Raw genomic sequence first — 25,064 nt, 5'->3', positions numbered from 1 at the left:
GCATTGGCCGCCACTGTCTGGCCGCCGTCGGCGCTGTACGCGCGTTTTACTCGGACCAAACTCCGAGACTTGTCGTTCCGAAAGGATTTCAGTATGATGAGTACTGTAAACTTGTCCCATATGGGCAGGAGTAACCGGAAGATGGCGAGGAACCCCAATGCAGAAAAGGAATAGCCGAAAATTTTTCCGTATTAAGATAGAGGAAATGATTCAAACATTGCGACATGAAATTCGTTCCGGGAGTATTGCGATCGGCAGTTATCTTCCTTCGGAGAGCGACTTGGAGGTGCGTTTCGGACTTAGTAACGCTTCCGTGCGAAACGGTCTTAAGGTACTGGTGGACGAAGGCCTGATTGAGAAAATTCCGCGTGTCGGCAATCGGGTAATCCCTCCGGCACCGGAGTACAAAACGACGATCAAATTCGGATATGTGAACACCATCCCAAAGCTTGTAGAGATGCAAGAGCTTCTGAATGAGTTCGGCAAAAGGTATCCGCATATCGACGTTCAGCCGCTCGAATTGCCTTCAGGAAGCTACTCGGCATCGCTGAAGGAATATTTGCAATCGGAAATCATGGATGTCGTACTGATCAACAATAACAATTACCAGGATTTTTTGGAGCAAGGGTGTACGGAGCTGCTGGAGCCGCTGGAGGAGCAGCCGGACGCGTACCGTATTCTTTCCGAACCGTTCCGGTACGGTGACAGGAATCGCGTTCGCCCCTTCATATTTTCTCCTGTCGTGCTTTGTTATAATAAACGCCACTTTAAGGAAGCCGGCATATCGCCTCCCGACAGCAGTTGGACCTGGGACGATTTGTTCTCTAACGGACGTAAGGTGGCTGAAGGACATGACTGGTACGGTTTTTATTTTTATCTGCCTTCTCGTAACCGGTGGCCATTATTTCTGCTTCAGAGCGGCACGACGTTCGATGCAGAAAAGGACGGCGAAGGCAAATTCCTGCTCTGCGGCTCAAAGCTAATCGATAGTTTGGGGACCTGTCGAAAGCTGATAAGCATGAAAGATGTATTCCCAACCATACTGTCCGAGAGCGATGCGGATGCAGAAGCCTTGTTCTTGCAAGGCAAAGTGTCCATGATTATGACCACCTATTACTTTTTGAATCAATTGCGTCATTCTGATCTGGCGTTCGACATTGCCCCGCTGCCCAGGCTGCAAAATACCAATACGCTGCTGATCATAAACGGACTGGCAGTTAACTCTAAATCGCAGAACAAGGATGCAGCCATGCTTCTCGTCGATTTTCTCACCTCGTACGAGGCGCAACTGCTCATTCGGCGCAAGACGCTGAATATTGCAGCCAACCGTTTGGCGATGGAATGGGAAGGCGAGGAAGTCGTTTATCGTCCGGCCCGCTTTCAGCTTTACCGCGAGATCTTTCCCACCTATCGCATGGTGACGGAGCTGGGCTTAAATAACCGCCAGTTGAAGGAGATTCAACGTGATATCATGATGTTTGTTTCTGGCTTGCTGGATAAGGGCGAGTTATGCCGCAGGCTCGAGGTAACATTGAACACGGCGGATCAGGAGACTCCGCGCTCTTGAGGGTTGCATTTCCATCCGAAAATTCCAGCACAGGTTCAGCGCTGAACTTGTGCTTTTTTCTTTGCTGGATTATTTGATTATTGCACAATTATTGGCTCATATATAACTCATAAATCATGATAATTCATATTGACTGCGCTTTCATTATTGGTATATGATTTGTTAGGAGTCAGATATGAGTTAACGTAATTCTTAATCATTAAGGTGGTGTGGCTGCAAAGATGGAAGAGCAAGGCGTGTATTTTCACAATGTTTCGGAGCTGGTACATAAACCCCATCATTCCGGATTGCACCTGCAGCGTTTTCCGCAGCATGTGCGCATCGGTTTGTCGGAGAAAGGAAGGACCAAGGCCGTACAATCGAACGGCTGCGAATTGCGGTTTGTCACCGAATCGAAGCATGTCAGGGTCACCGTCGGCTCGAATGATATTAACGGCAGCATCGTGGTATGCAGAGGGGATTTTTTTCATTCCCAGCATTGTCTGCAGGCCGGTACGGTAACCACCCTGCACCTGGAGGAACCGGAGCGTTTCGTAGAGGTGCCGAGCGACAGGCTGAATCAGTCTGGATTTTCCTCTAACGTGTGGCGCTTGCATTTTGACCGCTTCGGGGCTGTCTTCTACGAGGTGGATGCCTTTGGCTGTGAAGTGCGCGTGCCGAGGCCGGATGAGGTTCCAACGCTTACGATGCTGGCATACGGGTCTTCCATCAGTCAGAGCGCAGGATCCACGCACCATTTCAACGGATATTTGCAGCAGTCGGCGCGCAGACTCGGCGTGGATGTGCTTAACCTCGCGCTCAGCGGATCTTGTTACTGCGAGACCGTTGTTGCCGATCATCTGGCCGAACGCGAGGATTGGGACTTCCTGTTTCTGGAGCTCGGCGTCAATATGCGCGCAGTGGTGACTCCCGAGGAATTCAAGCGGAGGGTGACTTACCTGCTGGACCATGTAATCGAACGCCATCCCGACAAACCGGTGTTTGTCACTACGATTTATCCGAATCGCGCAACTTATTTTCTTGATGAATCGCATCTTCTTCATGTCCAAGAGAAAATCTTCAACAAAGAGCTGCTTCAATACTGCGAAAGTAGAAAACATCCGCAGCTGCATCTGTTGGATGGCGCATGGATCATGCGCGATCTTACATCGCTCACGTCCGATTTGATTCATCCTTCCGATTACGGGCACATGCTGATGAGCGAGCATTTAGCCAAGCTGCTGCGGCCTGCGGTCGAGTCGCTTCGAACGTCTGGACATTCGAGTGCCGATTACAAAAATTAATATAATAGGGGGATGATGGGAATGAAGCGGTGGATGCTATCCATGGTGGGGGTGTCACTATTAGCAGCCTCTATGATCGGATGTTCCTCTTCAACGAAGGGGGCACAGGAACAAGCAGGGGAGAGTTCGGGAAAGAAAACCTCCTTCTCCATATCGTTTCGGACCGGCAACATTTCGTATGCGGAAAATCATCCGGATATCAATGAAGACAAATGGGTGAAAAAGCTGGAGGAACTTACAAACACAGATCTTAACATCCGTTTGATGCAGCAGAAAAATTTTGATAAGCAAATGATCCAAATGTTCGCGATCAACGACATTCCGGATGTCGTTCAAGCAAGCTCCAGCCTGACGAATCCCCAGTTGGCCGGTTCCGTGGAGGCCGGAGTATTCCTGCCCCTAAATGAATTGCTTCAGAAGTATGGGCAAGACCTTCTCAAAAAAATTCCGAAGGAGGCTTGGGAGATGGAGACCGATGAGAAGGGCAACATCTACGCCATTCCGGAATGGCTGTCCAATCCGTCACGCCGAGCGACTTGGATTCGCGCGGACCTTTTGGAAAAAACAGGTCTGCCAGAACCAAAAACGGTGGACGATTTCCTGAACGTCATGCGTGCCTTCAAGAAGATGGGTGTGGAGAATCCTTACATGGGCCGGGAGGACTTTGTGTTTTCGGATATGTTCTTCGGGTCTTATGACACCTTCGCCAATTTCTTTACGAAACAAGGGGATCAAATCGTACCGAAATTCATGAATATCGAGAATATGCAAAAAACGATCCAAACGTACAAGACAATGTTCGACGAGGGGTTGATCAACAAGGAGTTCGTCACGATTAATCCGGCTAAATTCAAGAACGATATTCTTGCAGGAAAAGCGGGCATCTGGAACATGAATGCCAACCTATTGATCCAATGGGACCAGCAGCTAAAGGAACAGGTACCCACCGGAAAAATGAAGCTGATTGCCTCGCCGACAGGGCCGGACGGAAAGGGTGGACTTCGCCTCGTCGGTACGGTGCCGCGAGCCTATTTAATCAATAAGAAAGCGAAGGACCCCGCCGGGATCGTCAAGTTTTTCAACTGGATGGTCAGTGACGAAGCGGAGAAGTTCTTTACCTTCGGGATTGAAGGGGAAAATTACACAGTAGAGAATGGAAAAATAAACTACAGGAATCCGAAAAACGCCAGTGAAGTCGACGAGGAAACGTTTCGTCAAATACTGCTATGGTTCGTACAGGATACGACCTACAATAAAGGTGCACTCAGCCTCACCTCCGAAGGGAGAGACTTGATGAAGTTCTACGATACGGTACTTGCGAATGAGGGACGCGACGGGATTCAATTCGAGCCCCAACTGCAAGGCTACCAGAAAAACCCGGATATCACCCCGACCGCAGATAAGCTGCCGCCCGTCATATTGACGCATGTGATCAATATGGTATACGGCAAGGAGTCGATTTCCGATTATCCGAAGGTGGTGGAGGAATGGCTGCAGAAAGGCGGCCGTGAAGTTGTCAAGGAAGCAACAGAACGTTATAACAAAAACGACGGCGTCATATTGTCCCGACATAAATAAGCAGCGCAGCTATCGAGGTTTGAGATACTCCATGCGGCTTGATATTTCCTATACCTTGTTTGGGAGGAATTCATTTGAGCAACGGATTGCGTAGGAAAGCTTATCGACTTGGCACAAGTGTACTGTTGGCTTTGGTTTTGTTATGTCCGCCCTTCGAATTGCAAGCGCTTACTTCAATTTATGCAGCTGAACCGTCCGGCGACAATGTTACACTCTACGAGGAAAACTTCGATGACCCTGACAATTTCGGATCGGTCGGCGGCGTTCCCATTCCGGCACCATGGCTGCAGGAAGGCGAAGAAAACAGCTTGGCGAAAACTTCGGTGTCGTCCACGGCCCCGTCCACGCCGAATCTGGTGAAAATCGACGGCAAGGACGCATTGGCCCTGCCGGTTAATACGACGGGGTACGGCAATCTTCAATTGAGTTATTATACTCGGGCATCCTCCTACATCGGGGGAAGCATCATCGTGGAATGGTCGGACGACGGAGGAACGACTTGGACAACGCTGGAGGAATTCAAGCTGCCTCCGGGGACGTTGGAACAAAAGAACAGCGAGCCGAACAAGCTCAAAGTCCAATTCCTGGGCAGCGGAGCCAACAACAACCCGAACGTCAAAGTTCGGTTTCGTGTGGGCGAATTGATGAGCGCGAATATGTACATCGATAGTGTCGCCATCAAGGCTCAAGCCATTCCCGGTATACCGCCCGCCGAGACACCGGTCCCGATCCCTCCGCCGGTAGAGCCTCAGCCGTTTCCGGTTCCGGAAGGCGTCGAGCTGTATGAAGACGTGCTGATTGGAACTGCCGGAACGCGGTCAATTTATACTTCGATTGCCGTACCAAAGACCACTCCTCATGCTCCGATGCCGGTGATGGTATATATTCATGGTGGAGGCTGGAACCACGGGGACCGGAAGCAAGCCCTTGCAAACATCTGCAACTATGTGACCAAGCGCGGCTACATCGGGGTATCGCTGGATTACCGCTTAACCCCGGAAGCGCCGTTTCCGGCGCAACTTCAGGATGTGAAGCTGGCAATTCGATATTTGCGCGCGCATGCGGCAGAATACCATCTGGACCCCAGTCGGATCGGCGTATGGGGTTCGTCCGCAGGAGGTCATCTGGCTTCGCTGCTCGGTACGACAGGGCACATGGACTCAGGTGAGACCATCGCGCTGGATACAGGCCATGTCGTAAACGTTCCGGATTTGGATGGGACGGGCGGTTGGCAGGAATATTCCGATCAAGTGCAAGCGGTTGTCGATATGTACGGACCAGCGGATTTTACAACGAAATTTGCCAATAGCTACAGCTCCGTGACAGCGCTTTTAGGCGGGAATAACGCGTTCTCCGTACCGGATCAGGCGCGGCTGGCTATGCCTGGCACTTATGCGTCGCCGGACGATCCGCCTTTTTTCATCCGCCATGGTGATGCGGATGCGACGATCCCGTACACGGACAGCGTTACGTTCTCCAATCAATTGAAGGACGCAGGCGTGAAAGTGATCGATGTTAAGATCGTGCCGGGGCAGGGGCACGGTTTCACCGGCGAAGCGGCTGAGCAAGCAAGCGCCGAGGCGTGGGCCTTCCTGGATCAATATGTGAAGAATCGTACCGCAGCAATGCCCACTGTGCACGAGCCGGATGCTTCAAACGACCATGTGCCGCCGTCCTGGCCGGATGGCAGTTCGTTGAAAACCGTTAATATAGGCACAGACTTCATACAACTTGCGTGGTCGGCCGCCATGGATAATCAGGGTATCGGCGAATATCGCGTTTACCAGGATGACGAGCTCCTATCAACTGTTACCGACGCGACTTATACGGTCACCGGGCTTCACCCGGGCACGGCGTACGCCTTTAAGGTTAAAGCGGTGGATCTGTCGGGCAATGCATCGGCGCCGCTTTCTTTCATCCGTTCTACGCTGACAGAACCCATCGTTCCTTACCCGACGGTAAACGTGACAGCCAGCGACAGCGACGGCAATATCGCAACGAATACCATCGATAATAACCTGTTCACCCGTTGGTCCGCCGCCGGTAACGGAGCCTGGATCCAGTACGATTTAGGCGAAAGTAAGTCGATCGGCTATTTAGGTGTTGCATTTTATAAAGGTGATTTGCGCACGACCCAATTTGTTATTGAAACTTCGGATGACGGTGTGATGTGGACTCCGGGATGGTCTGGCGCCAGCAGCGGCAGGACGACGGAGATGCAGCCATTCGATCTCCCGGACACAGAAGCGAGATATGTGCGAATTGTAGGTCTTGGGAATTCCGACGGCAGTGCCTATACGAGCTTATCGGAGGTAAACATCTATGCGCCGTTTGCGAATGGCGATACGCCTGTAGCGAGCATTCCGAACTACACGCCTGGTCCGGCCCGGGAGCCGGTTCCGTTTACAGCTCCGGGATTAACCGAGGCTGACGGAACGGTGCATCCGGTTCATTCCCCGCATGCGACATCCGGGCGTATCCTGAACGTGTTGAACTTTAATGCCGATCCGGCCGATAACGACACAGACGACGGCACAGCCATTCAAGCCGCCATTGACAGTGCCCAGCCAGGTGACGAAGTCTATTTGCCGTCCGGGGTTTATAATTTGAACTCGACATTGGATACCCTTGTGAGTTTAAAGCTCAAGTCAGGCGTAAACCTTCGTGGCGAAAATCAATCCAAAACCATCCTCAAAACGTCACTCGACAAGGTGAGAAACAGCGCGCTGATGAAAGTATCCGGACAGCATGATCTGTCCATATCCAATCTCACATTAACTTCCACCTGGAACGGTGTTTACACGACGGACCATAAAGTGAACAACCCGGACGCCGGCGGTCCCGACAGCATGATAGTCATCGCGAATTTTGGCGAGGTTCCGTCATACAACATCACGGTTGATCAGGTTAATGTGGAGAAGTATTTGCGTATGGGCGTTCGTATCGACAACAGCCGTGATATTGTCGTACGCCGCAGCACGTTTCGCAATGCGACGGATTTGGGTCCGGGCGGTGCCGGCTACGGCGTGTCGATTCAGGGTTTGGCCAAACAGGATCGCAACGGGTACGCGAACGACACGCTTTGGAACGTTGTCGAGGACTCCCGTTTCGAAGGGCCTTATTTGCGGCATGGCGTGCTGATCCAATTTGTCGCACATAACAATGTCCTGCGAAACAATCAGTTTGTGAATACAAAGCTGGATGCCATCGATCTGCACGGGGAACTCGAATATTTGAACGAAATATACGGCAACGTGATTTCCGATATTCCTACCGGCGCTGGGATCGGACTTGGAAACACCGGCGGTACGGCGCCCAGCAATCACAGCAAGACAGGACCGCGCAACTATATCCATGACAATACGATTCGCAATACAAGAGAAGGAATCAATGTAATTATGGGTACGCCAGATACAGTCATCGAGCGTAATCTGATTGAATACACAACCCTAATAGAGGGTGCCAAGGGCATCCGGATCTTGAACGGGCCGGGCACGATTATCAAAGAGAATGTCATTCGCTATAATACCGCGTCAAATTATTGGGCGATATCGCTTGAGCATGATCCCGGCGACAGCAAGGCAAATAATATCGGAGAGGGTGACCCGCTGAACGTTCAATTGATCAGAAATTCGCTGACCGGCAATACGAACGGCATACGACTTCTCGCTGGAACCGGGATCGTCCTGCAGGGGAATCTCGTTGACAGTATCGGCGTCAATTACTTCAAAAGCGAACAAGTGGAAGGAGTTGAAGGCTGGCCTTCCGACAGCGCAGATGGAATTGACTGACATGGAGCGGTAAACTATTGGTCATAGCCCCGTCAAGTAGACCGTAAAAAAACAGGTTTTAAGCGGCGACTTGCTCCCGGTGTTCTACCGGAGACAGGTCGCCGAGTTTGTTTTGGAAGCGTTCCTGATTGTAGTAAACCATGATGTGAATAGGGCAAGGCTACCCTAAAGAAAACACAAGTCCACTCATAGAAACTCCATTTTGCAAGCGCTTTATCAGAGGTAAAATAAGGATGTCTCAATCACTATTCTAGGAAATGGAGGAAAGATGATGCCGCACATTACGATCAAAATGTACGAAGGCCGAACACAGGAGCAGAAGGAGGAGATTGTCGCAGTATTCAAGCGGGAGCTATCCCGGGTTATTGATCGGGAGGAACGGTTTATTACCGTCGAATTTCATGAAATTCCCTTAGATGAGAATGCTCCGGCGAACCTGTTGAAAGCAGGACCTGGAGGAAACGGTTATGGGGGCTAATATAACCGAGTTAGACCTTATAAACTACAAGGCCAATACGAAGAAGTCCCTTCTTTCATACATGTGGAAATCCAGGGCGCTTTATGTGATCGCATTACCCGGGATCTTGTACTTTATCATCTTCAAGTACGTGCCGTTGGCCGGTTCGGTTATTGCTTTTCAGAATTACAATATTTTTAAAGGCTTTACGGGCAGCGAGTGGGTGGGGCTTGAGCACTTTAGGGCCATGTTTCAATACCAGGACTTCGGACGAATCTTAAGCAATACGATTTTGCTGGGTCTGTATGATCTCATATTCGCCTTCCCTGCTCCGATAGTGCTTGCGCTTCTGCTAAATGAAATTCGTCTTGTGTTTTACAAACGGTTTTTGCAAACGGTGGTCTATATGCCCCACTTCCTGTCCTGGGTAATTGTCAGCGGAATCGCCTTGGGCATCCTCTCTCCCGGAACAGGGATAGTGAACCAGGTTATAAAGGCCTTCGGGTTTGAGCCGGTTTATTTTCTTGGTGAAAATTCATACATCCGAACAATTCTGATCGGTTCCGGCATTTGGCGGGATTCCGGGTACGGCACGATCATTTACTTGGCCGCATTGGCAGGAATCAACCCGGACCTGTATGAGGCTGCGGAAGTAGATGGAGCCGGGCGCTGGAAGCAAACCATGGCCATTACACTCCCGTCTCTTATACCGACGATTATGATTTTGTTCCTTCTCCATATCGGAAGATTTCTTGATCTTGGCTTCGAGCGGGTATGGGTATTCCTGAACGCGCTCAATACCGGGAACGGGGAGATTCTGGACACTTATATCTATAAGGCGGGGCTGTTGTCCCAGCAATACAGCTATACAACAGCAGTGGGGCTATTCAAGTCGGTAGTAGGACTCATGCTGGTATTCATCGGCAACATTCTGAGCAAGAAAACAACCGGTGAATCGCTGTATTAAACGCACTTTATGGAGGTAAGGATGATGAGAGGACGCTATACTCGCGGCCAGAAATTATTTAATGTGTTCAATCTCTTGTTTTTGACCGCCCTTGCTTTGGCTATGTTTCTGCCGTTCCTGAACGTGATTGCCCAATCCTTCAGCAGCTCGGATGCGATAATTAACGGCAGGGTAGGCTTGCTGCCCAAGGACTTTACGACGATCAATTATGAGTACGTTTTCAGTGACCGGTCCATTTGGCGGGCGTTCGGCGTCTCTGTCTATATTACGGTGCTGGGCACCATAATCAATCTGATTGCGACGGCGTCTCTCGCTTATCCGGTGTCGCGCCCGGAATTCGTAGGCCGCAAATACATCGTCATGATGGTATTGATCACCATGGTATTCAGCGCCCCTCTTATTCCGAACTTTATTCTGATCAAGAACTTAGGGCTTATGAATACCCTTTGGGCTCTCATGCTTCCGGGCGCCATCAGCGCTTTTAACTTCTTCGTGATGAGAAGCTTCTTCATGCAGATCCCCCAGGAGCTTATTGACTCCTCCCGGATCGACGGGTGCGGCGAACTGCGGATGATCGCCAGTATGGTGCTGCCGATGTCCAAACCGGTAATGGCCTCATTGGGGATTTTCTACGCCGTCGGGCACTGGAACACGTACATGAGCGCTCTGTATTACATCAACAAGCCGACCTTATGGCCTCTGCAGGTGATGCTGAAGAAGCTGTTCGAGACGGACGATATCAGCATCGACCCGGCTTCCTCGGTCTATAGCTCTCTGGCGCACACATCGCCTGAGGGCATCAAAATGGCTGTTATCATTATCGCTACCATTCCTATTATCATGATTTATCCGTTCCTTCAACGCCATTTCGTTAAAGGAATGATGGTCGGCTCCGTGAAATCCTGATTTATCATGATATGTGATAAAATAGGAAATGCGCGAAGCGAGACGGAACGGAAGGTGGTATCCATGGATGAGATGTGTATTGATCGTAGACGACGAGCCCATGATTCGGAAGGGACTCTCTGTCATGATCCGTCAATGCGGCGGGCATCCGTATAGCATCAGGCTGGCTCAGGATGGGGAAGAGGCGATTCAGTTCATTATGGAGGAACAGCCGGATTTTCTTTTTACAGATATCCGCATGCCCAGGGTAGACGGACTGGAGCTGTGCCGGCGGCTGTCGGAGATGGAGACGGATATTCAGACCGTTGTCATCTCGGGCTATGGGGATTTTGAATACGCCCGCCAATGCTTGTCCTATGGAGTAAAAGAATATCTCCTGAAGCCCGTAAGCAGAGGAAGCCTTCAGAATGTGATCGCCAAGTTGGAGGCGAATAGAGAGAAACTGGGGAGCTTTGTCTCTGTCGCCAAGCTCGATGAATGGGTCGTACGGATGGATGATGCCGTCTGGACCTTGGATAAAGAGAAGCTTTACCTTGTGCTGAAAGAATGGGAAACTGACTTCCTGCAGCGCAGGATGAGCCGATGTCAGCAAAAAGAGCTTCTGGAAGAGGGTTACACCTTGCTCGTGAAGAAGCTCCATGCCAATTCGGTTACACCCGGTAAAAGCGTGCTTGACCTGTCCGCAGCAGCCGGACCTGAACAATTGTTCCGCCGCTTCGCGGAGGCGTCGGAAGCTATACTGGATGAGCTTCGGATAAAGCGCAAGGGCAAGGCGAAGGAACCGGTGGAGGAAGCTAAAGCATTCATTGAAAAGCATCTCGCCCAGGAAGTTTCGCTGGAGGAGGTGGCTGAGGTGCTTGGTCTGAATGCCTCTTACTTCAGCCAGTTGTTTAAGCACTCGACGGGAGAGACCTTCGTACACTACCGCATTAAACGCAGGATGGAGAAGGCCAAGAGGCTGCTTGCCAATTCAAGCTATCGGATAACCGATATTTCTTATGAGGTCGGGTATGCGGACCACCCCCATTTTACGAAGACGTTCAAGAAGTTCACGGGGCTGTCTCCCTCCGAGTACCGCAGCCGGCTGGGAATTGAATGATGAGAAAGAGTCTGTCGGGCAAGCTGTTTGCCTCCTTTCTGACCGTCATCGTTCTATCCTTGTCCATGGTAGGATTTATCTCTTATTTTCAGGCTTCGGAAGCGCTTGATAAGTCTTCGGAGAAGTCCATTGCCCAAGTCATCAGGAGCGCGTCCTATCAAACGGACCTGTATTTGCAAAATTATGAAAAGGCCAGCGATTCCATCCTGTCCTACAATCAAGTCAAACAGTTCCTTGATATGGACCCGGAGGACAACTACTCTTACTATCAATATACGAATGACATACAGAAGTATTTGTTTCGCTCTCTGTTTATTCTTTATCCCCAGATTAACCTGATGTACGTCATTGGCGAACACGGCAAGGCCATCAGCGACGATAACTCGAATCAGGCGTACAGCCCGCAGTTTCATCCCCTGGAACGCTACCGTTTCTTAAGCAAGCATACGCCGGATAGCGGCCGCATCGCCATTCTCAACACGAATGTGATGAATGAAGGGGATCATAACATTATTACGATGGTCCGCCGAGTCAGAGGTGTCTCGTCCTATCGTCCCAACGGCATTGTGGCCATCGAGTTCAAGGCAGAGGATCTGGCCCGCATATGGGAACCTCTTGATTTGGGACAGGGCGGATTCTTCTTTATCATGGATGAATTCGGCAAACTCCTATACCGGCCGGAAGGGAATGAGAACCTTCCAGGGTTATCTCCTGATCTCATCCAAAACGTATTTCAGCACCCGAACGATTCCGTCGTGGAGAAGGTAGACGGGAAAGAGTATATGTTCGTGTCGCGAAAATCCGATTATTCCAAATGGCAGCTTGTGGTATCCATGCCGGTTGGCGAGCTGCGCAAGCCCATCTCCACCATACGTACGACCACGCTGGTTGTGGGAGTTCTCACGCTTGCCGGTACACTGTGGCTTGCCTCCCGGTTCGGACGATCTATCACGAAGCCCATCCTGATTCTAAAGGAAGGCATGAGGGAGACGGAAAAAGGAAATTGGCGCAGGCTTGAGACGGACGGCCGTCAGGATGAGCTGGGTGGCTTGATGCGCAGCTACAATCTTATGGTGACCCGACTGTCCGAAATGATCGAGCGGGTATATGAAGCGGAGCTTACGACCCAGAAGGCGGCTCTGGAGCTGCAGGAGACCAGGCTGGAGCGTCAGCAGGCAGAATTCCAGGCGCTTCAGCTGCAGATTAATCCGCACTTTCTGTATAACACGTTAGAGACTATTAAATGCTACGCGGTCGTTCAGGATTCGGATGAAATAACGGAAATGGTGGAGGCCATGGCGTTCATGCTTCGCTACTCCATCCAAACCAACCTGGAGGAGATTACGATAGCCAATGAGCTTCGCCATGTATTGAGCTACATGACGATTCTCAAGCACCGGATCGGCCGGGAGTTCGAAATCGATGTTGTGATTCCGCCAGCGCTGCTTCTCGCCAAGACGGTTAGGCTGACGCTTCAGCCCTTGATCGAAAATATTTTTCAGCATGCATTTTTCAATGGGATTGAGGACCGGCACTATATTCGAATCGACGCCAGGATAGAGGGAGACCGGCTTCTTGTTCTCGTAGAGGATAACGGCTCAGGGATGTCTCGGGAACGGCTCGGCGAGCTTCGCGAAAAGCTGAACCTGAATCAATTGGCGGATACGGAAGGCGATTCCCGCTATCATAGAGGGGGGATTGGGATCATGAACGTGCACCGGAGAATCCAGATGGTGTTCGGAGAACAATACGGGTTAAGCGTCGAAAGCAAGGAGAATGAGGGAACGCGGATGATCTTGTCCATGCCCGTGGAGCGGGGAAAAGAATGTTTTAAAAATAAAACGATTATTGGGAGGAATATGCAATGATAATTGATTTGACTGGTAAAATTGCGCTTGTTACAGGGTCCAATGCAGGGATAGGCCGACAAATCCTGGAGACGCTGGCTGCTTCCGGCGCTAAAGTGGCCGTAAACTATTTGTTCGGATCTTCGGAGGAGGCGGTGGAAGCGGTCCGTCAGGCCGGAGGAGAAGCTTATGCTTTTCAGGCAGATGCAACAAGCCCTGCCCAACTGGACAACATGGTGAAGGAAATTGAGGAGCATTTCGGCGGAACCATCGATATCCTCGTCAACAACGCGGGCGGTATGGTCAAGAGGGTTCCCAATACCGAAATGGACGAAGAACATTACAACAAGGTGTTGGACGTCAATTTTAAATCGTGCGTGTTTGCCTGCAAAGCCGTAGCACCGGGAATGATCGCCAAGAAAAGAGGTAAAATCATCAATGTATCTTCCCTCGCGGCCCATGACGGCGGCGGACCCGGCGCTTCCGTCTATGCGGCGAGCAAAGCGGCGGTATGGTCTTATACCAAGGGACTTGCCAAGGAACTGGGTTCTCACGGAATAAATGTAAACGCTATCTCCCCCGGGTTCATCGGTCAGACCGCTTTTCATGCCACTTTTACCCCGGAAGCGGCAAGGCAGGCAACGATTACGAAGATTCCGCTAGGCCGGGAAGGCGTTCCGCAGGATGTGGCCAACGTGACACTATTTCTCGCTTCGGAGCTGTCGGATTATCTGACAGGTGAAATCATTGAAATTAACGGAGGCATGTCCATGCGATGATGAACATAAAGGAGAGAGCGGGCAATTTTTCCTGGGCTCGCCATGCGGTGAATAAAATGAAGATAGAGCTGGACCTTTTCCGGAGTGAAGAGATTCTGCTTCCGGCAGAGCCCGGCGGCTGGTGGCATCAATATGTGTGTCCCCGGCATCATACCGAGCTGATCTTCGATGCTGCAGAGCGGGATGCGGTTGTCTTTTCTTGTCCGAAGGGCTGCAAGCTGGAAGGTGAACCCTACCGGGGAGCATGGCTGGTATACCGGCATCAGGCGATGGCGCGGTACGCGCTGCAGGCTGCCGCGGTATACGCCGCAGACGGGGAAGAATTCTATAGCGGCCTGGCCCGAACGATTCTTGCCGGATATGCGGAGCAGTTCCCGTTGTATCCGGTTCATCCCGATGCTCAACCCTGGATGCTTAGGGGCCGCGCCTTTCATCAGGCGCTGACGGAGGCTATCTGGTCCACCACGCTTATTCGGGCCTACTTGCTTCTTGTGGACCATGGAGTGACGTTCACGGCAGGGGAAGAGAAGAAGCTGCAGGCGTTCTTCACGATGCTGGAGGAGAGCATGGAGCAGTACCGCCGCATTCTCATTCACGAGAAGAAGAATGCAGAGAACAATTATACCGCATGGCTAAACGCCAGCCTGGCTTGCGTATATGCCGCCAAGGGTACCGGGGAAAAGCTCGGTTCCCTGCTGGAGGGGGAAGGCGGGTTCTATCATCATCTGTCTATTGGCGTCAAGCCGGACGGCTTTGAATTTGAAGGCAGCACGTACTACCATATTTTTGTGCTGCGGGCTTATCTCATAGCGGCCGAGATGGCCGAACGCTTCGGTGTTGACCTCTATGACGCCAAGGGAGATCAGGGACAATCCATTCGTGGCATGTTTCAGTTACTGGTGGAGCTTAGTGGCGACAACGGGGAGCTTCCAGCCCTGCATGATGGTCCTTATGCACGTGTTCCCTTCGCGCGGGAAATCGCTGAAGTATTCGAAATAGGGTGTGCGGTTTACAAAGACCCCACCTTCCAGCCTGTACTGGCGAAGGCTTATCGGTATTTATACGGGCAGGAAGAGCGGACCGGTCTGGAGGCGGTGCTGTACGGACAAGGAGAGAGTATGGAGCTTCACTCCCCCTCCTGGACGAGGGCCTCTGTCCTGCTGCCGGATTCCGGCTTCGCTGTCCTCCGCCACCCGGGCAACCCCCTGTCTGTTCTGGCAGACTTCGGAGAGCATGGCGGCTCTCACGGGCATTATGACAAGCTGCATATCACGATTATGCATCGGTTGGGAGAGGTTGCTCCCGAGCTGGGAATGGTTCCTTACGGCTCCACTTTGCGAAAGGAATGGTATGCCGAAACCGCGAGCCATAACACGGTCAGCATCGGAGGACGCTCCCAGGCTCCCCATACCGGCAGCTGCAGGCAATTCCGGCAGGAAAATGAAGATACGTACTTATGGATTCGCTCGGACGGCGCATATGAAGAGGCTGTTCTCGACCGGCATCTTTTATTGACCGACGGTTGGCTGCTGGACTGGTTTCATGTTGAGCAGGTGACGGGCCGCGAGCAGGATCGGGAAATAGACTGGTGGTATCATCCGACGGGACATTTGCTGTTCCCGGTCGAGTCTTCCCGCGTCCGGACGGACTCTCCGGCAGTCCTCGGACAGGAAGCGGGCTACGGCTCAGTAGAGGTGCTGTCCTTACTGCAGAATGAGACGGACTGTGCGTTAAGAGCAGGGTGGAGCACCCGTCATGGCGGAGGGGGTCACGACCCGGAATATGAAGTGTCCGTAAGCGCTCTGCTGCAGCCCGGCTCCATTCTGCATGAAATCCGCACACCGGGTATTACCGAAGACCCGAGCAGGCGCATTCGAGGCATCATGCTTCGGCACAGAGGCCCCTCGGCCCATTTTATTACGGCTTACCGGGCTGGTCATGAACCGGTTGTACTGAAGCTTGTGAGTCAAGCGGGCGGACCACCCCGAATTCAGGTAGAAGCAGCTGGGCAACGAATGGTCTATTACCTGAACCCCGAAGCGGGACTGATTCAGGAAGAGTACCGGAATACGGAGGAGTAAAGATGTCCGAACCTTTATTTCAACCCGCCAGCGGCGTTCTCGACGTGTCTTATGGGCCTGATGAACATACGGATGTTGGAGAGAACCCGCCGCGTTTTACATGGATGCCTGCTTGTCTGGAAGAGGGAATGTATGAGCTGCAGATATCCTCAACCACCGAATTTGAGCCTGAATGCACGCTGACTTACAGTCGAATTCCCTATAATCTGTTTACTCCGGATAAGCCGCTGGAACCCGGCAGCTATCATTGGCGCTACACTCTTATCGGGGAGAATGATACCCGTTTCGGATGGAGCAAAGTAAGGGATTTCGTGGTTGCAGATAAGCTGCCGTTAACGCCTCTGCCATCCCGAGCGGAACGGTATTCCGCCGCTTCCGCTAGCCATCCGCGGCTTTGGCTCCAGGCGGAACAACTTCATTCCTTCCGGGAAGCCGTCCGCCAAGACCCTGCCTCGACTGGCTGGGATGACTTTATGAAGCATTCCGTCCTGCCCTGGACAGAGCGTGCTCTCATTCCCGAGCCTGCACCGTATCCGGATAATAAGCGCGTCGCCAAGCTATGGCGGCAGATGTATATGGACTGCCAGGAAGTTTTCTACGCCGTTCGGCATCTTGCCATAGCGGGGGTTGTGCTGGAGGACGAGGTGCTCATCGCCAAAGCCAGAGAGTGGCTGCTTCATGCTGCTAGCTGGAACACGGAGGGTACCACGAGCCGGGATTACAATGACGAATGCGCCTTTCGCATAGCCGGTACGTTGGCATGGGGCTACGATTGGCTTCACGGCTCTCTGACGGAAGAGGAGCGTCTTAAGGTACGGCAGGCTCTGCTGCGGAGAACCGGACAGGTAGCCTTCCACGTCATCGAACGCTCCCGAATTCATCAAGTGCCTTATGACAGCCATGCGGTCCGCTCTTTGTCCTCCGTGCTCGTTCCCTGTTGCATTTCCATGTTGGGCGAGGAGGAGAAAGTTCAGGAATGGTTTGATTATACGCTGGAGTATTTCTCCGCCATGTATACCCCATGGGGCGGCAAGGATGGCGGCTGGGCTGAAGGTCCTATGTATTGGACCACTCAGATGGCTTTCGTTACAGAGGCGTTCAATCTGGTTCGCAAATACATGGGAATCAATTTCTATGAGCGTCCCTTCTTACGCAAAACCGGCGACTTTCCGCTTTATTGCTTCAGCCCCGACACCCTGAGGGCCAGCTTCGGGGATCAATCGACGCTGGGAGATCCGGTCAGTCTCAAGACGGGCTTCAATATCCGCCAATTCGCCGGCTTAATGGGAAATGGACAATACCAGTGGTATTATGAGCGGACCAACGAGCTGAATCCCGATACCCAGATGATCTTCTATAATTACGGCTGGTGGGATTTCCGGTTCGATGAGATGGTTTATCGCAAGGATTATCCGCAGGTTCCTTCAGAGCCACCGCTCGCTGCGGAGCCTCTGAAGTGGTTTCAGGATGTTGGCTGGGTCGCTATGCATCATCGGATGGCAGAGCCGCAGGAGCATATCATGATGCTCGCCAAGAGCAGCCGTTACGGCTCCGTGAGCCATAGCCACGGGGATCAGAACGCCTTCCTGCTGCATGCGTTCGGCGAGCCTCTGGCTATCGAGAGCGGCTATTACGTCGCATTCAACAGCACGATGCATATGCAGTGGCGCAGGCAAACCCGCTCCAAGAACGTGATTCTTATTGACGGAAGGGGCCAATATGCCGGAACGGACAAATCGAAGAACATGGCAGCCTCCGGCAAGGTGCTGAAGGCGCATAGCACGCCCGGGATCAGCTACACACAAATGGATGCAACGGAAGCCTACCGGGAGAATGTGCCCTATATCAAGCGGTATGTGCGGGAAATATACTTCTTTGACAGCGCTTATTTTGTCATCACGGATAGTTTAGATCTGGAACGTCCCGGAAAACTGGATTGGCTGTTCCATACGCTATATCCCATGACGTTGAAGGGCCAAACCTTCAAAGTAAATGGCAAAAAAGCTCAAATGGAGGGCCGGTTTGTCTACAGCTCTTCCGGAGAGATGGCGCTTAGCCAAAACAATCAATTTACCGGTGTAGATCCGAAGGATTGGGAAGGGCTGCCCGAGCATTGGCACCTGACTGCATCAACCGAAGAGGCCATAAGCCATAGGATCGTAACTCTCCTTATTCCCCAAAAATCAGGAAGCCGGGATTACGTATCGTACTTTATGGACGATCAGGACCATGGGGTTCATGTTTACTTTACGAATCAGGGTGTTACCCGCCGGGTTGAGATTCCCAAAGCGTACTAGTATATAAAAACGTTTTCATTTGCGAATGGCACCCCATTTTACAAGGAGAAGGTTATATAATGAAAAAATGGATTGGCATCTGTCTGACTGCATTAATGGCTGTTTCAGTCATTGCAGGTTGCTCGGGTAAGGATAAAGAAGTGACTGCCGGGGAAGTGACAAATGCGCCGCAGAAAACTAAATTCTCCATCTCGCTGCGGACGCTGGCTTTTAACTATGTTGAGAAATCGCCCAATCTGAATAAGGATAAATGGGTGAAAAAGCTGGAGGAGATGACGAACACCGATCTGGACATTGTACTGGTTCCTCATAAGGAGTTCGAGCAGAAAATGGTCCAGATGTTTGCCACTAACGATATTCCTGACGTGGTTCAAGGCTCAGGCGGCGTAAACGGCAAGGAAATGGCCGGTTCCGTTGTGGCGGGCGTGTTCATGCCCCTCGATGACCTGCTGAAGAAATACGGTCAGAACCTGTTGAAGAAAATTCCGCAGGAAGCCTGGGAAAATGTCACCTATCAAGGGAAAATCTACGCGATACCGGAGTTTCTGTCCAATCCGTCCCGTCGCGCGACTTGGATTCGCAAGGACCTGCTGGATCAAACTGGATTGCCGGTTCCCAAAACGGTCGATGAGTACATGAATGTGCTCCGGGCCTTCAAAAAGCTGGGCGTTGAGAACCCGTACATGGGCCGTCAGGATTTCAAGTATTCCGACGCTTTCTTTGGTGCTTATGATGTTTTTCCGTACCTGTCCATGTTCGAGGAAGTAAACGGTCAGGTTCAGCCGAAGTTTATAGACAACGAAAATATGATGAAAGCGTTGCAGACCTACAAGACCATGTATGACGAAGGTTTGATCAACAAGGAATTCGCCACCATCAACCCGACCAACTACAAGAATGCGATTCTCGCGGGCAAAGCGGGTATGTGGACGATGAATGCCAATGAGCTTCTGCAGTGGGAGCAGCAATTGAAGGCTGCAACGCCATCCGCCGAGCTGGAGATTATTCCGTCGCCGGTTGGCCCTGACGGAAAAGGCGGCTCCTACTTGTACGGCTCCGTTACGCGCACCTACTTTATCAAGGAAGGTACGAAGAATGCTGCGGATATCGTGAAATTCTTTGACTGGATGCTGAGCGATGAGGCGGAAACCTTCTTTACCTTCGGGATCAAAGGCGAAACCTATAAGGAAGAGAAAGGCAAAATCGTATACACGCCCCCCACGGATTCCACTGCCGTAGATGAGGAGCGCTACCGTCAGTCCTTCCTGTGGCTGGTGCAGGACACCACTTACAACAAGGGAGTCCTTAATATGACGGAAGAGGGCAAGGATCTGATCAAAGTATACGAAACGATTCTGGCTAAGGAAGGCCGCGACGGGATTCAGTTCGACCCGCGTCTTGACGCCCTGGTGAAGAATCCGGACATCGCTCCCAACTCGGATACGGCTCCTCCGGTGCTGTTGACGCACATGGTGAAGATGGTGTATGGCAAGGAGCCCATCAGCGACTGGCCGAAGGCTGTAGAAGAGTGGCTTTCCAAGGGCGGCAAGGATGTCATCAAGGAAGCTACGGAAAAATATAAAACCAACACGGGCATCACCATGCCCCGCAGATAAGCTTGCCGATAAGAGGAGCTGTCGGATTATACCGGGCTCCTCTTGAGTATAAAGATTCGACTGTCGAGATTATTCTCGGCAGTTTTTTTGTGCAAGGAGTATGCAATGAGAAATCCTCATCAGGAAGCGGCATGGCTGCGGCTTTCCTCCAGCAGCTTCGCGTAATATCCGCCCCGCTTCAAGAGTTCAGCGCTGCCGCCCGACTCGGCGATCCGGCCGTTCTTCATCGCGATAATGATATCGGCTCCGGCGACCGTCGACAGGCGGTGGGCGATAATCAGGGTGGTCCGCCCACGAGCAAGATTGTCGACCGCCCGCTGAATCAGCTTCTCCGTGTGCGTATCGATGTTGGCCGTCGCTTCGTCGAGCACGAAGATCGCGGGATCATGCGCAAGCGCTCTGGCGAAGGAGATCAGCTGCCGCTGGCCCGCGGACAGGCTGCCGCCCCGTTCCGTAACGGGCTCATTGATCCCGCCCGGAAGTTCCCGGACGAACGTCTCGGCGCATGAAGCCCGAAGAGCGTTCCGTAAGTTCTCGTCATCGATATCGTCCCCGAGCGTTATATTGTCTCGGATCGTACCCGAGAACAAAAACACATCCTGCAGCACGACGGAAACGTTCCGCCTTAGTTCGGTCAACCGGATATCGTTGACGTTGACGCCGTCGATCAGAATCTCGCCTTTCTGCACACGGTAGAAGCCGTTGATAAGGCTGATGATCGTCGTTTTTCCCGCGCCGGTCTCGCCGATAAAGGCGGCGGTCTGGCCTTTTTCGATCACGAAGCTTACGTCCTTCAGCACCCAATCGTTATCGTTATAAGCGAACCATACATGCTTGAATTCAATCGTTCCGTCCAGGCGCTTCATAGGAAGTCCCTCCTCAGGAGCTTCCAGCCTATCCTGTTCCCGGAACAGCTCGGAAATCCGTTCGGTGGAGACCAGCGCCGATTGAATCGAAGTGTATTTGTCGGCGAGGTCGGAGATGGGCGCGAAAAATTGCTTGATGTATGTCGTGAACGCATAAAGAACGCCGATTTGCAGCGAGCCGCCAAAGATTTTGCCCGCACCGTACCAGACCAAAATGGCGATGGACAGATTTTGAAACAGATCGGAGGCAGGCTTCAGGATGCTGTTTAGCCGCACTTGGGTGAGCGTGGTTGTAAAATAGCTCCCGTTCAGCTCCAGAAACTGCTCTTCCTTTTCTTTTTCTGCGCGGAAGATTTGGATAACCCGCATTCCGGAGATGCTCTCGGCGATGAAGCCGTTGATTTTGCCGATAAAATGTTTCATGTGATAGAAGTTTTTTTGAATCCGGTTTTTGATGTAGACGACCAGGAAGACGATGAGCGGAATCACGATAAAAGAAACGAGCGTCAGCTTCAGGCTGAGTGATAGCATGACGTACACGATTCCACCGAGGAGCAGCACATCCTTGATCAGCATAACTACAACGTCGGTGTATAAATCGCTGATTTCAGATGTATCGTTGGTTGCCCGCGTGATCAGCTTTCCCGGCAGGGTCCGGTCGAGGTAGGAGAGGGGGAGCAGTTGGATGATCGACAGCACTCTGACCCGCAGGTGATGAATCAGATTCTGTCCTGATCTGGCGACGAGCAGCGCCTGAATGTAGGAGAAAACGCTGCCCGCCGCCGAAACGGCAAGATACAGCAGCGCCATGCCCCCGATGGAATCCAGGCCGCGCGGGACGGCATGCCCGATCAGGAAACGGTCGATGACCCGCTGAAGGATCAGCGGCTGAACGAGGTAGGCCGCGTTCACAATGACCACGCAGAGGCAGGCGATCGCGAGCGGAGCGGCGTAAGGCGCGGACAACCGCAGCAGTTCTTTTACCGGACCCGGGGATGTCCCTTTCTCAAGCCTTACGCTGGACGTCTTCCTGTTGAGCCGTGTAGAGATCATAATACATTCCTTCTTTCTGCAGGAGCGTTTCATGCGTCCCGCGTTCGCGAATGGCGCCCTTATCCAGCACAATAATTTCGTCGGCTTCCATAAGTGCGGAAATCCGATGGGAGATGATGATATTGGTTCTGCCTTTCCGTGCCCGGCGCAGGCTTTCCAGTATTCGTCCTTCCGTGACGGCGTCGACCGCCGATAGCGCATCGTCCAGGATGAGGACGGCAGGGTCCCTGATCAGCGCGCGGGCGATGGCCATCCGCTGTTTTTGCCCGCCTGACAGATTGACTCCGCGGTCTCCGAGAAGAGTGTCGTATCCGTCCGGGAAACGGGAGATGCTGTCTGCGATCAGACTGAGCCGGGAGGCCTCCTCAATCTCCTCATCGCCGTATGTATCCTTGAACAAGACGATATTATCTTTAACTGTAGATGCAAAAACAAAAGTATCCTGCGGCACCAAAGCGATGCTTTCCCGCAAATGTTCAAGCGAATAATCGCCGATGTCACGGCCGTCCACCAGAATTTGCCCAGGCGCCGTATTGTACAGCCGCAGCAGCAGAGCGGCGAGCGTGCTTTTGCCCGCTCCGGTTGGTCCGATGACGCCAAGCGTATGCCCTTGGGGCAGACTCAGCGAGATATCCGTAAGCGCGGGAACGCCGGAGCGCTCATAAGAAAAGGTTAAATGGCGCATTTCGATACCGCCTTCCGGTCGAACACGCAGCGCATGCGGGGAATCCGTGATATCCGGCTTGACGCTCAGGATGTCATACAGCCTCCCGAGGGAAGCCATGCCGCGCTGGAAAATGGTGACGACCCTGCCTAAGGATACGATCGGACTGACGATGAGGCTTAAATATCCGTTAAACGCAACAAAATCGCCAACGCTTATCTCTCCCCGCAGCACCATGCGGCTTCCGTAGAACAGACTGATTACGAAGCAGACGGCAAATCCGAATTCGATCAAGGGAGGAAGCGCGGCGGATACCTTGATCAGATTCACATTCGACTGCGCCATGTCGCGGCTTAAAGCGCTAAATTTATCGATTTCTGTACGCTCCTGGGCATACGCTTTGATCACCCGGATGCCGGAAATATTCTCCTGCACTTTGTCTGTCACGAGCCCGAACTGATCCTGAACGATCCGGAAGCGGCTCTGAATCTTGCGGCCGATGAACAGCATGAGCGCTACGATCAGCGGCAGGGGAGCAAGCGTCAGAAGCGCAAGCCGGACATCCACCGCAGCGAACATAAAATAAATAGAGGACAGGCAGATCACGATTCCGTTAAAGGACATCGCCGTGGCCGGACCGAAAGTCATGCGAACGGCGGAAATGTCGTTGATGGCATGTGCGATCAGATCGCCTGTTTTGCGCGTGCTGTAGAAGGAGGGATACAGGGTCAACAAATGACGGAACAGCTCTTCCCGAATATAGCACTCCAAATTCCGCCCGTTCGCGATAATCATATTCCGCCACATGAAGGTGCAGGCGAAGACGGCTAAGGCGATCAGCACCATCCACAGCACGTTTGTCATCACGGGACGAAGCGCAAAGCCACTCTCTTTCATCAGGTCGACAGAGCTGCCGAGCACTTTGGGAAAAAGCGTCTGAATAAACGAAGCGGCGAACATAAACGCAAAGCCTGCGGCGTAGCTGAGCTTTCGGCTCTTGAAAAACCGCAGCAGCACAGAATCCTTCATAATCACCCCACCTTGAACCTAAAGTCAAATCCGCCGCCGGACCGATTCCCTTTCCACGAGAGTGCTCAGAATCGCGATATTTTCGGCGGGCTTGTCGGGCTCGACAATCCGTTTGAGCAGCGTGGACACAACCACCCGGCAGGAGTATCCAATATTTAAATCCATCGTGGTCAGTGGTGGCAGGGAGAGGGCGGAGACTTCCGTATTGCCGCTGCCGAGAATGGAGACGTCGTCCGGCACTTTCATGTCATGCTGCTGGAGCGTACGGATGAGTTCGATCGCGGTAAAATCATGATCGCAAATAAAAGCGGTCGGCAGCTGTTTACCCTCGATCAGCTTCCGCAATTTCGCAGAGCCGTCTTCATCCGTATCAAAAAAGAGCGTTTCGTCCACAGGCAGCCCATTCTCTTCAAATGCGGAGGCAATGCCGCTTTCTTTCACCTTGTTCCGGTAGGCCTTCCGGTCGCCGATAAAGCCGATCCGGGTGTGGCCCCTATCGATCAAATACTTGCACTGCTTGTAACCGGTATTGATGAAGCTGAACCATACGCTGTCGTAGTCGTAAGCCGGCGAATAACCGGTAAGAAAAATCAAATTCCGTATCCTTTCGTTGATGAGCGCGGCATAATCCAGGTTGAACCTGCCAATCAGAATCACGCCGTCAAAGACGAAGCCCTTGCTAAGCCGGTAGGGAAGGATCATCCGGTTCTGGGTTTCCTTATCTAGAAATTCAATGCTGTAATCGGCGTCCTCCTTTTGGAGCGCCTGTTCGATCCCCTGCATCATATGGCTGAAATTGCTGTTGTCTTCGCGGTAAGGCTTTTGATGGAGCACGAGAATGCGCGGGGACTTCCTTTTCTTCGGTTTGACATAGCCCATTTCCGCCGCTTTCTGGACGATCTTCTGCTTCAATTCGTCGCTGATGCCACTCTGGTCCGACAGAGCCCGGCTAACCGATACCGGCGAGAGGCCCATGACTTCGGCAATATCGGTAATCGTTACTTTTTTTATTTTCAATCCAATCCCCCGCTTTGTGCTCTGTATCTTTTATTTGTATGCCGCTATCATCATACCACTTTTTACCGATTTATTGATGAAAAAAATAACGAAAAATATGTTTATATTTTTGCGTAAATTAAGTATACGAAATAAAGAAAAAAATCACAGCTTTTTCTTCCTCTTTT

General features: G+C 52.0%; 17 protein-coding genes. 13 read left to right on the top strand and 4 right to left on the bottom strand.

What is annotated here, in order from left to right; genetic code table 11:
- The first annotated feature begins 205 nt into the window (after window positions 1-205).
- From G5B47_RS05625 to G5B47_RS05610, 4 genes are all read left to right on the top strand, one after another.
- Entirely contained in the window at window positions 206-1,567 is a 1,362-nt protein-coding gene (locus G5B47_RS05625; RefSeq protein ID WP_158442601.1) for an extracellular solute-binding protein, read from the top strand.
- Between the two features lie 221 nt (window positions 1,568-1,788).
- Window positions 1,789-2,850: an SGNH/GDSL hydrolase family protein gene (locus tag G5B47_RS05620; RefSeq protein ID WP_165095207.1), complete on the top strand. Its 1,062-nt coding sequence runs from the start codon at window positions 1,789-1,791 to the stop codon at window positions 2,848-2,850.
- 21 nt (window positions 2,851-2,871) lie between these two features.
- Complete coding sequence (locus tag G5B47_RS05615; protein WP_025335975.1) at window positions 2,872-4,428, top strand: extracellular solute-binding protein; 1,557 nt, start codon at window positions 2,872-2,874, stop codon at window positions 4,426-4,428.
- A gap of 74 nt (window positions 4,429-4,502) precedes the next feature.
- Window positions 4,503-8,219: an alpha/beta hydrolase fold domain-containing protein gene (locus G5B47_RS05610; RefSeq protein ID WP_235957082.1), complete on the top strand. Its 3,717-nt coding sequence runs from the start codon at window positions 4,503-4,505 to the stop codon at window positions 8,217-8,219.
- A 58-nt stretch (window positions 8,220-8,277) separates the two neighbouring features.
- Here the strand turns inward: G5B47_RS05610 and G5B47_RS26150 are convergent, their stop codons facing one another.
- Window positions 8,278-8,361, bottom strand: coding sequence for an IS3 family transposase (locus tag G5B47_RS26150; RefSeq protein WP_407945212.1), 84 nt, complete (start codon window positions 8,359-8,361; stop codon window positions 8,278-8,280).
- Between the two features lie 126 nt (window positions 8,362-8,487).
- On the opposite strand from G5B47_RS26150, the gene G5B47_RS05605 reads away from it, so the two are divergent.
- The 9 genes from G5B47_RS05605 (at window position 8,488) to G5B47_RS05565 (ending at window position 20,268) form a co-directional block, all read left to right on the top strand.
- Complete coding sequence (locus G5B47_RS05605; protein WP_235950072.1) at window positions 8,488-8,697, top strand: tautomerase family protein; 210 nt, start codon at window positions 8,488-8,490, stop codon at window positions 8,695-8,697.
- Window positions 8,687-9,643: an ABC transporter permease gene (locus G5B47_RS05600; protein ID WP_165095201.1), complete on the top strand. Its 957-nt coding sequence runs from the start codon at window positions 8,687-8,689 to the stop codon at window positions 9,641-9,643. Before G5B47_RS05605 ends, G5B47_RS05600 begins: the two co-directional genes overlap by 11 nt.
- 24 nt (window positions 9,644-9,667) lie before the next feature.
- Window positions 9,668-10,549: a carbohydrate ABC transporter permease gene (locus G5B47_RS05595; protein WP_165095198.1), complete on the top strand. Its 882-nt coding sequence runs from the start codon at window positions 9,668-9,670 to the stop codon at window positions 10,547-10,549.
- Window positions 10,550-10,616: 67 nt separating this feature from the next.
- The gene (locus G5B47_RS05590; RefSeq protein WP_165095195.1) at window positions 10,617-11,648 is read left to right on the top strand and encodes a response regulator transcription factor; all 1,032 of its coding nucleotides are present in this window, start codon (window positions 10,617-10,619) and stop codon (window positions 11,646-11,648) included.
- Window positions 11,645-13,516: a cache domain-containing sensor histidine kinase gene (locus G5B47_RS05585; RefSeq protein ID WP_165095193.1), complete on the top strand. Its 1,872-nt coding sequence runs from the start codon at window positions 11,645-11,647 to the stop codon at window positions 13,514-13,516. Before G5B47_RS05590 ends, G5B47_RS05585 begins: the two co-directional genes overlap by 4 nt.
- Window positions 13,513-14,274, top strand: coding sequence for an SDR family NAD(P)-dependent oxidoreductase (locus G5B47_RS05580; protein WP_025335968.1), 762 nt, complete (start codon window positions 13,513-13,515; stop codon window positions 14,272-14,274). The genes G5B47_RS05585 and G5B47_RS05580 overlap by 4 nt, the downstream gene beginning before the upstream one ends.
- The gene (locus tag G5B47_RS05575) at window positions 14,271-16,355 is read left to right on the top strand and encodes a heparinase II/III domain-containing protein (protein WP_165095190.1); all 2,085 of its coding nucleotides are present in this window, start codon (window positions 14,271-14,273) and stop codon (window positions 16,353-16,355) included. Before G5B47_RS05580 ends, G5B47_RS05575 begins: the two co-directional genes overlap by 4 nt.
- Window positions 16,356-16,357: 2 nt before the next feature.
- Window positions 16,358-18,652, top strand: a complete 2,295-nt coding sequence (locus G5B47_RS05570; protein WP_165095187.1) for a DUF4962 domain-containing protein — start codon at window positions 16,358-16,360, stop codon at window positions 18,650-18,652.
- Between the two features lie 59 nt (window positions 18,653-18,711).
- A complete protein-coding gene (locus G5B47_RS05565; RefSeq protein ID WP_165095185.1) occupies window positions 18,712-20,268 on the top strand; it encodes an extracellular solute-binding protein in 1,557 nt (518 codons plus the stop codon).
- A 119-nt stretch (window positions 20,269-20,387) separates the two neighbouring features.
- On the opposite strand, the gene G5B47_RS05560 is transcribed toward G5B47_RS05565, so the two are convergent.
- Genes G5B47_RS05560 through G5B47_RS05550 form a run of 3 tightly spaced genes read right to left on the bottom strand, consistent with a single transcriptional unit; the run spans window position 20,388 to window position 24,897 of the window.
- Window positions 20,388-22,187: an ABC transporter ATP-binding protein gene (locus G5B47_RS05560; RefSeq protein WP_165095182.1), complete on the bottom strand. Its 1,800-nt coding sequence runs from the start codon at window positions 22,185-22,187 to the stop codon at window positions 20,388-20,390.
- Window positions 22,141-23,880 (bottom strand): ABC transporter ATP-binding protein, encoded by a 1,740-nt coding sequence (locus G5B47_RS05555; RefSeq protein ID WP_165095179.1) that lies wholly within the window; start codon window positions 23,878-23,880, stop codon window positions 22,141-22,143. Before G5B47_RS05555 ends, G5B47_RS05560 begins: the two co-directional genes overlap by 47 nt.
- Window positions 23,881-23,904: 24 nt before the next feature.
- Window positions 23,905-24,897 carry a LacI family DNA-binding transcriptional regulator gene (locus tag G5B47_RS05550; RefSeq protein WP_165095176.1) on the bottom strand — a complete coding sequence of 331 codons (993 nt, stop codon included), beginning with the start codon at window positions 24,895-24,897 and terminating at the stop codon, window positions 23,905-23,907.
- Window positions 24,898-25,064: the final 167 nt, after the last annotated feature.

It is taken from the genome of Paenibacillus apii, assembly GCF_011043685.1.
GTDB lineage: Bacteria > Bacillota > Bacilli > Paenibacillales > Paenibacillaceae > Paenibacillus_AQ > Paenibacillus_AQ sabinae.
The sequence above is the reverse complement of the archived record's forward strand: the minus strand, read 5'-3'. Positions and strand labels throughout refer to the sequence as shown.

Coding starts and splice junctions, on each gene's coding strand:
- G5B47_RS05620 (WP_165095207.1), top strand. CDS start 1,789: ATGGAAGAGCAAGGCGTGTATTTTCACAATGTTTCGGAGCTGGTACAT.
- G5B47_RS05570 (WP_165095187.1), top strand. CDS start 16,358: ATGTCCGAACCTTTATTTCAACCCGCCAGCGGCGTTCTCGACGTGTCT.
- G5B47_RS05560 (WP_165095182.1), bottom strand. CDS start 22,187: ATGATCTCTACACGGCTCAACAGGAAGACGTCCAGCGTAAGGCTTGAG.
- G5B47_RS05565 (WP_165095185.1), top strand. CDS start 18,712: ATGAAAAAATGGATTGGCATCTGTCTGACTGCATTAATGGCTGTTTCA.
- G5B47_RS05595 (WP_165095198.1), top strand. CDS start 9,668: ATGAGAGGACGCTATACTCGCGGCCAGAAATTATTTAATGTGTTCAAT.
- G5B47_RS05605 (WP_235950072.1), top strand. CDS start 8,488: ATGATGCCGCACATTACGATCAAAATGTACGAAGGCCGAACACAGGAG.
- G5B47_RS05585 (WP_165095193.1), top strand. CDS start 11,645: ATGATGAGAAAGAGTCTGTCGGGCAAGCTGTTTGCCTCCTTTCTGACC.
- G5B47_RS05590 (WP_165095195.1), top strand. CDS start 10,617: ATGAGATGTGTATTGATCGTAGACGACGAGCCCATGATTCGGAAGGGA.
- G5B47_RS05580 (WP_025335968.1), top strand. CDS start 13,513: ATGATAATTGATTTGACTGGTAAAATTGCGCTTGTTACAGGGTCCAAT.
- G5B47_RS05625 (WP_158442601.1), top strand. CDS start 206: ATGATTCAAACATTGCGACATGAAATTCGTTCCGGGAGTATTGCGATC.
- G5B47_RS05555 (WP_165095179.1), bottom strand. CDS start 23,880: ATGAAGGATTCTGTGCTGCTGCGGTTTTTCAAGAGCCGAAAGCTCAGC.
- G5B47_RS05575 (WP_165095190.1), top strand. CDS start 14,271: ATGATGAACATAAAGGAGAGAGCGGGCAATTTTTCCTGGGCTCGCCAT.
- G5B47_RS05600 (WP_165095201.1), top strand. CDS start 8,687: ATGGGGGCTAATATAACCGAGTTAGACCTTATAAACTACAAGGCCAAT.
- G5B47_RS26150 (WP_407945212.1), bottom strand. CDS start 8,361: ATGGTTTACTACAATCAGGAACGCTTCCAAAACAAACTCGGCGACCTG.
- G5B47_RS05615 (WP_025335975.1), top strand. CDS start 2,872: ATGAAGCGGTGGATGCTATCCATGGTGGGGGTGTCACTATTAGCAGCC.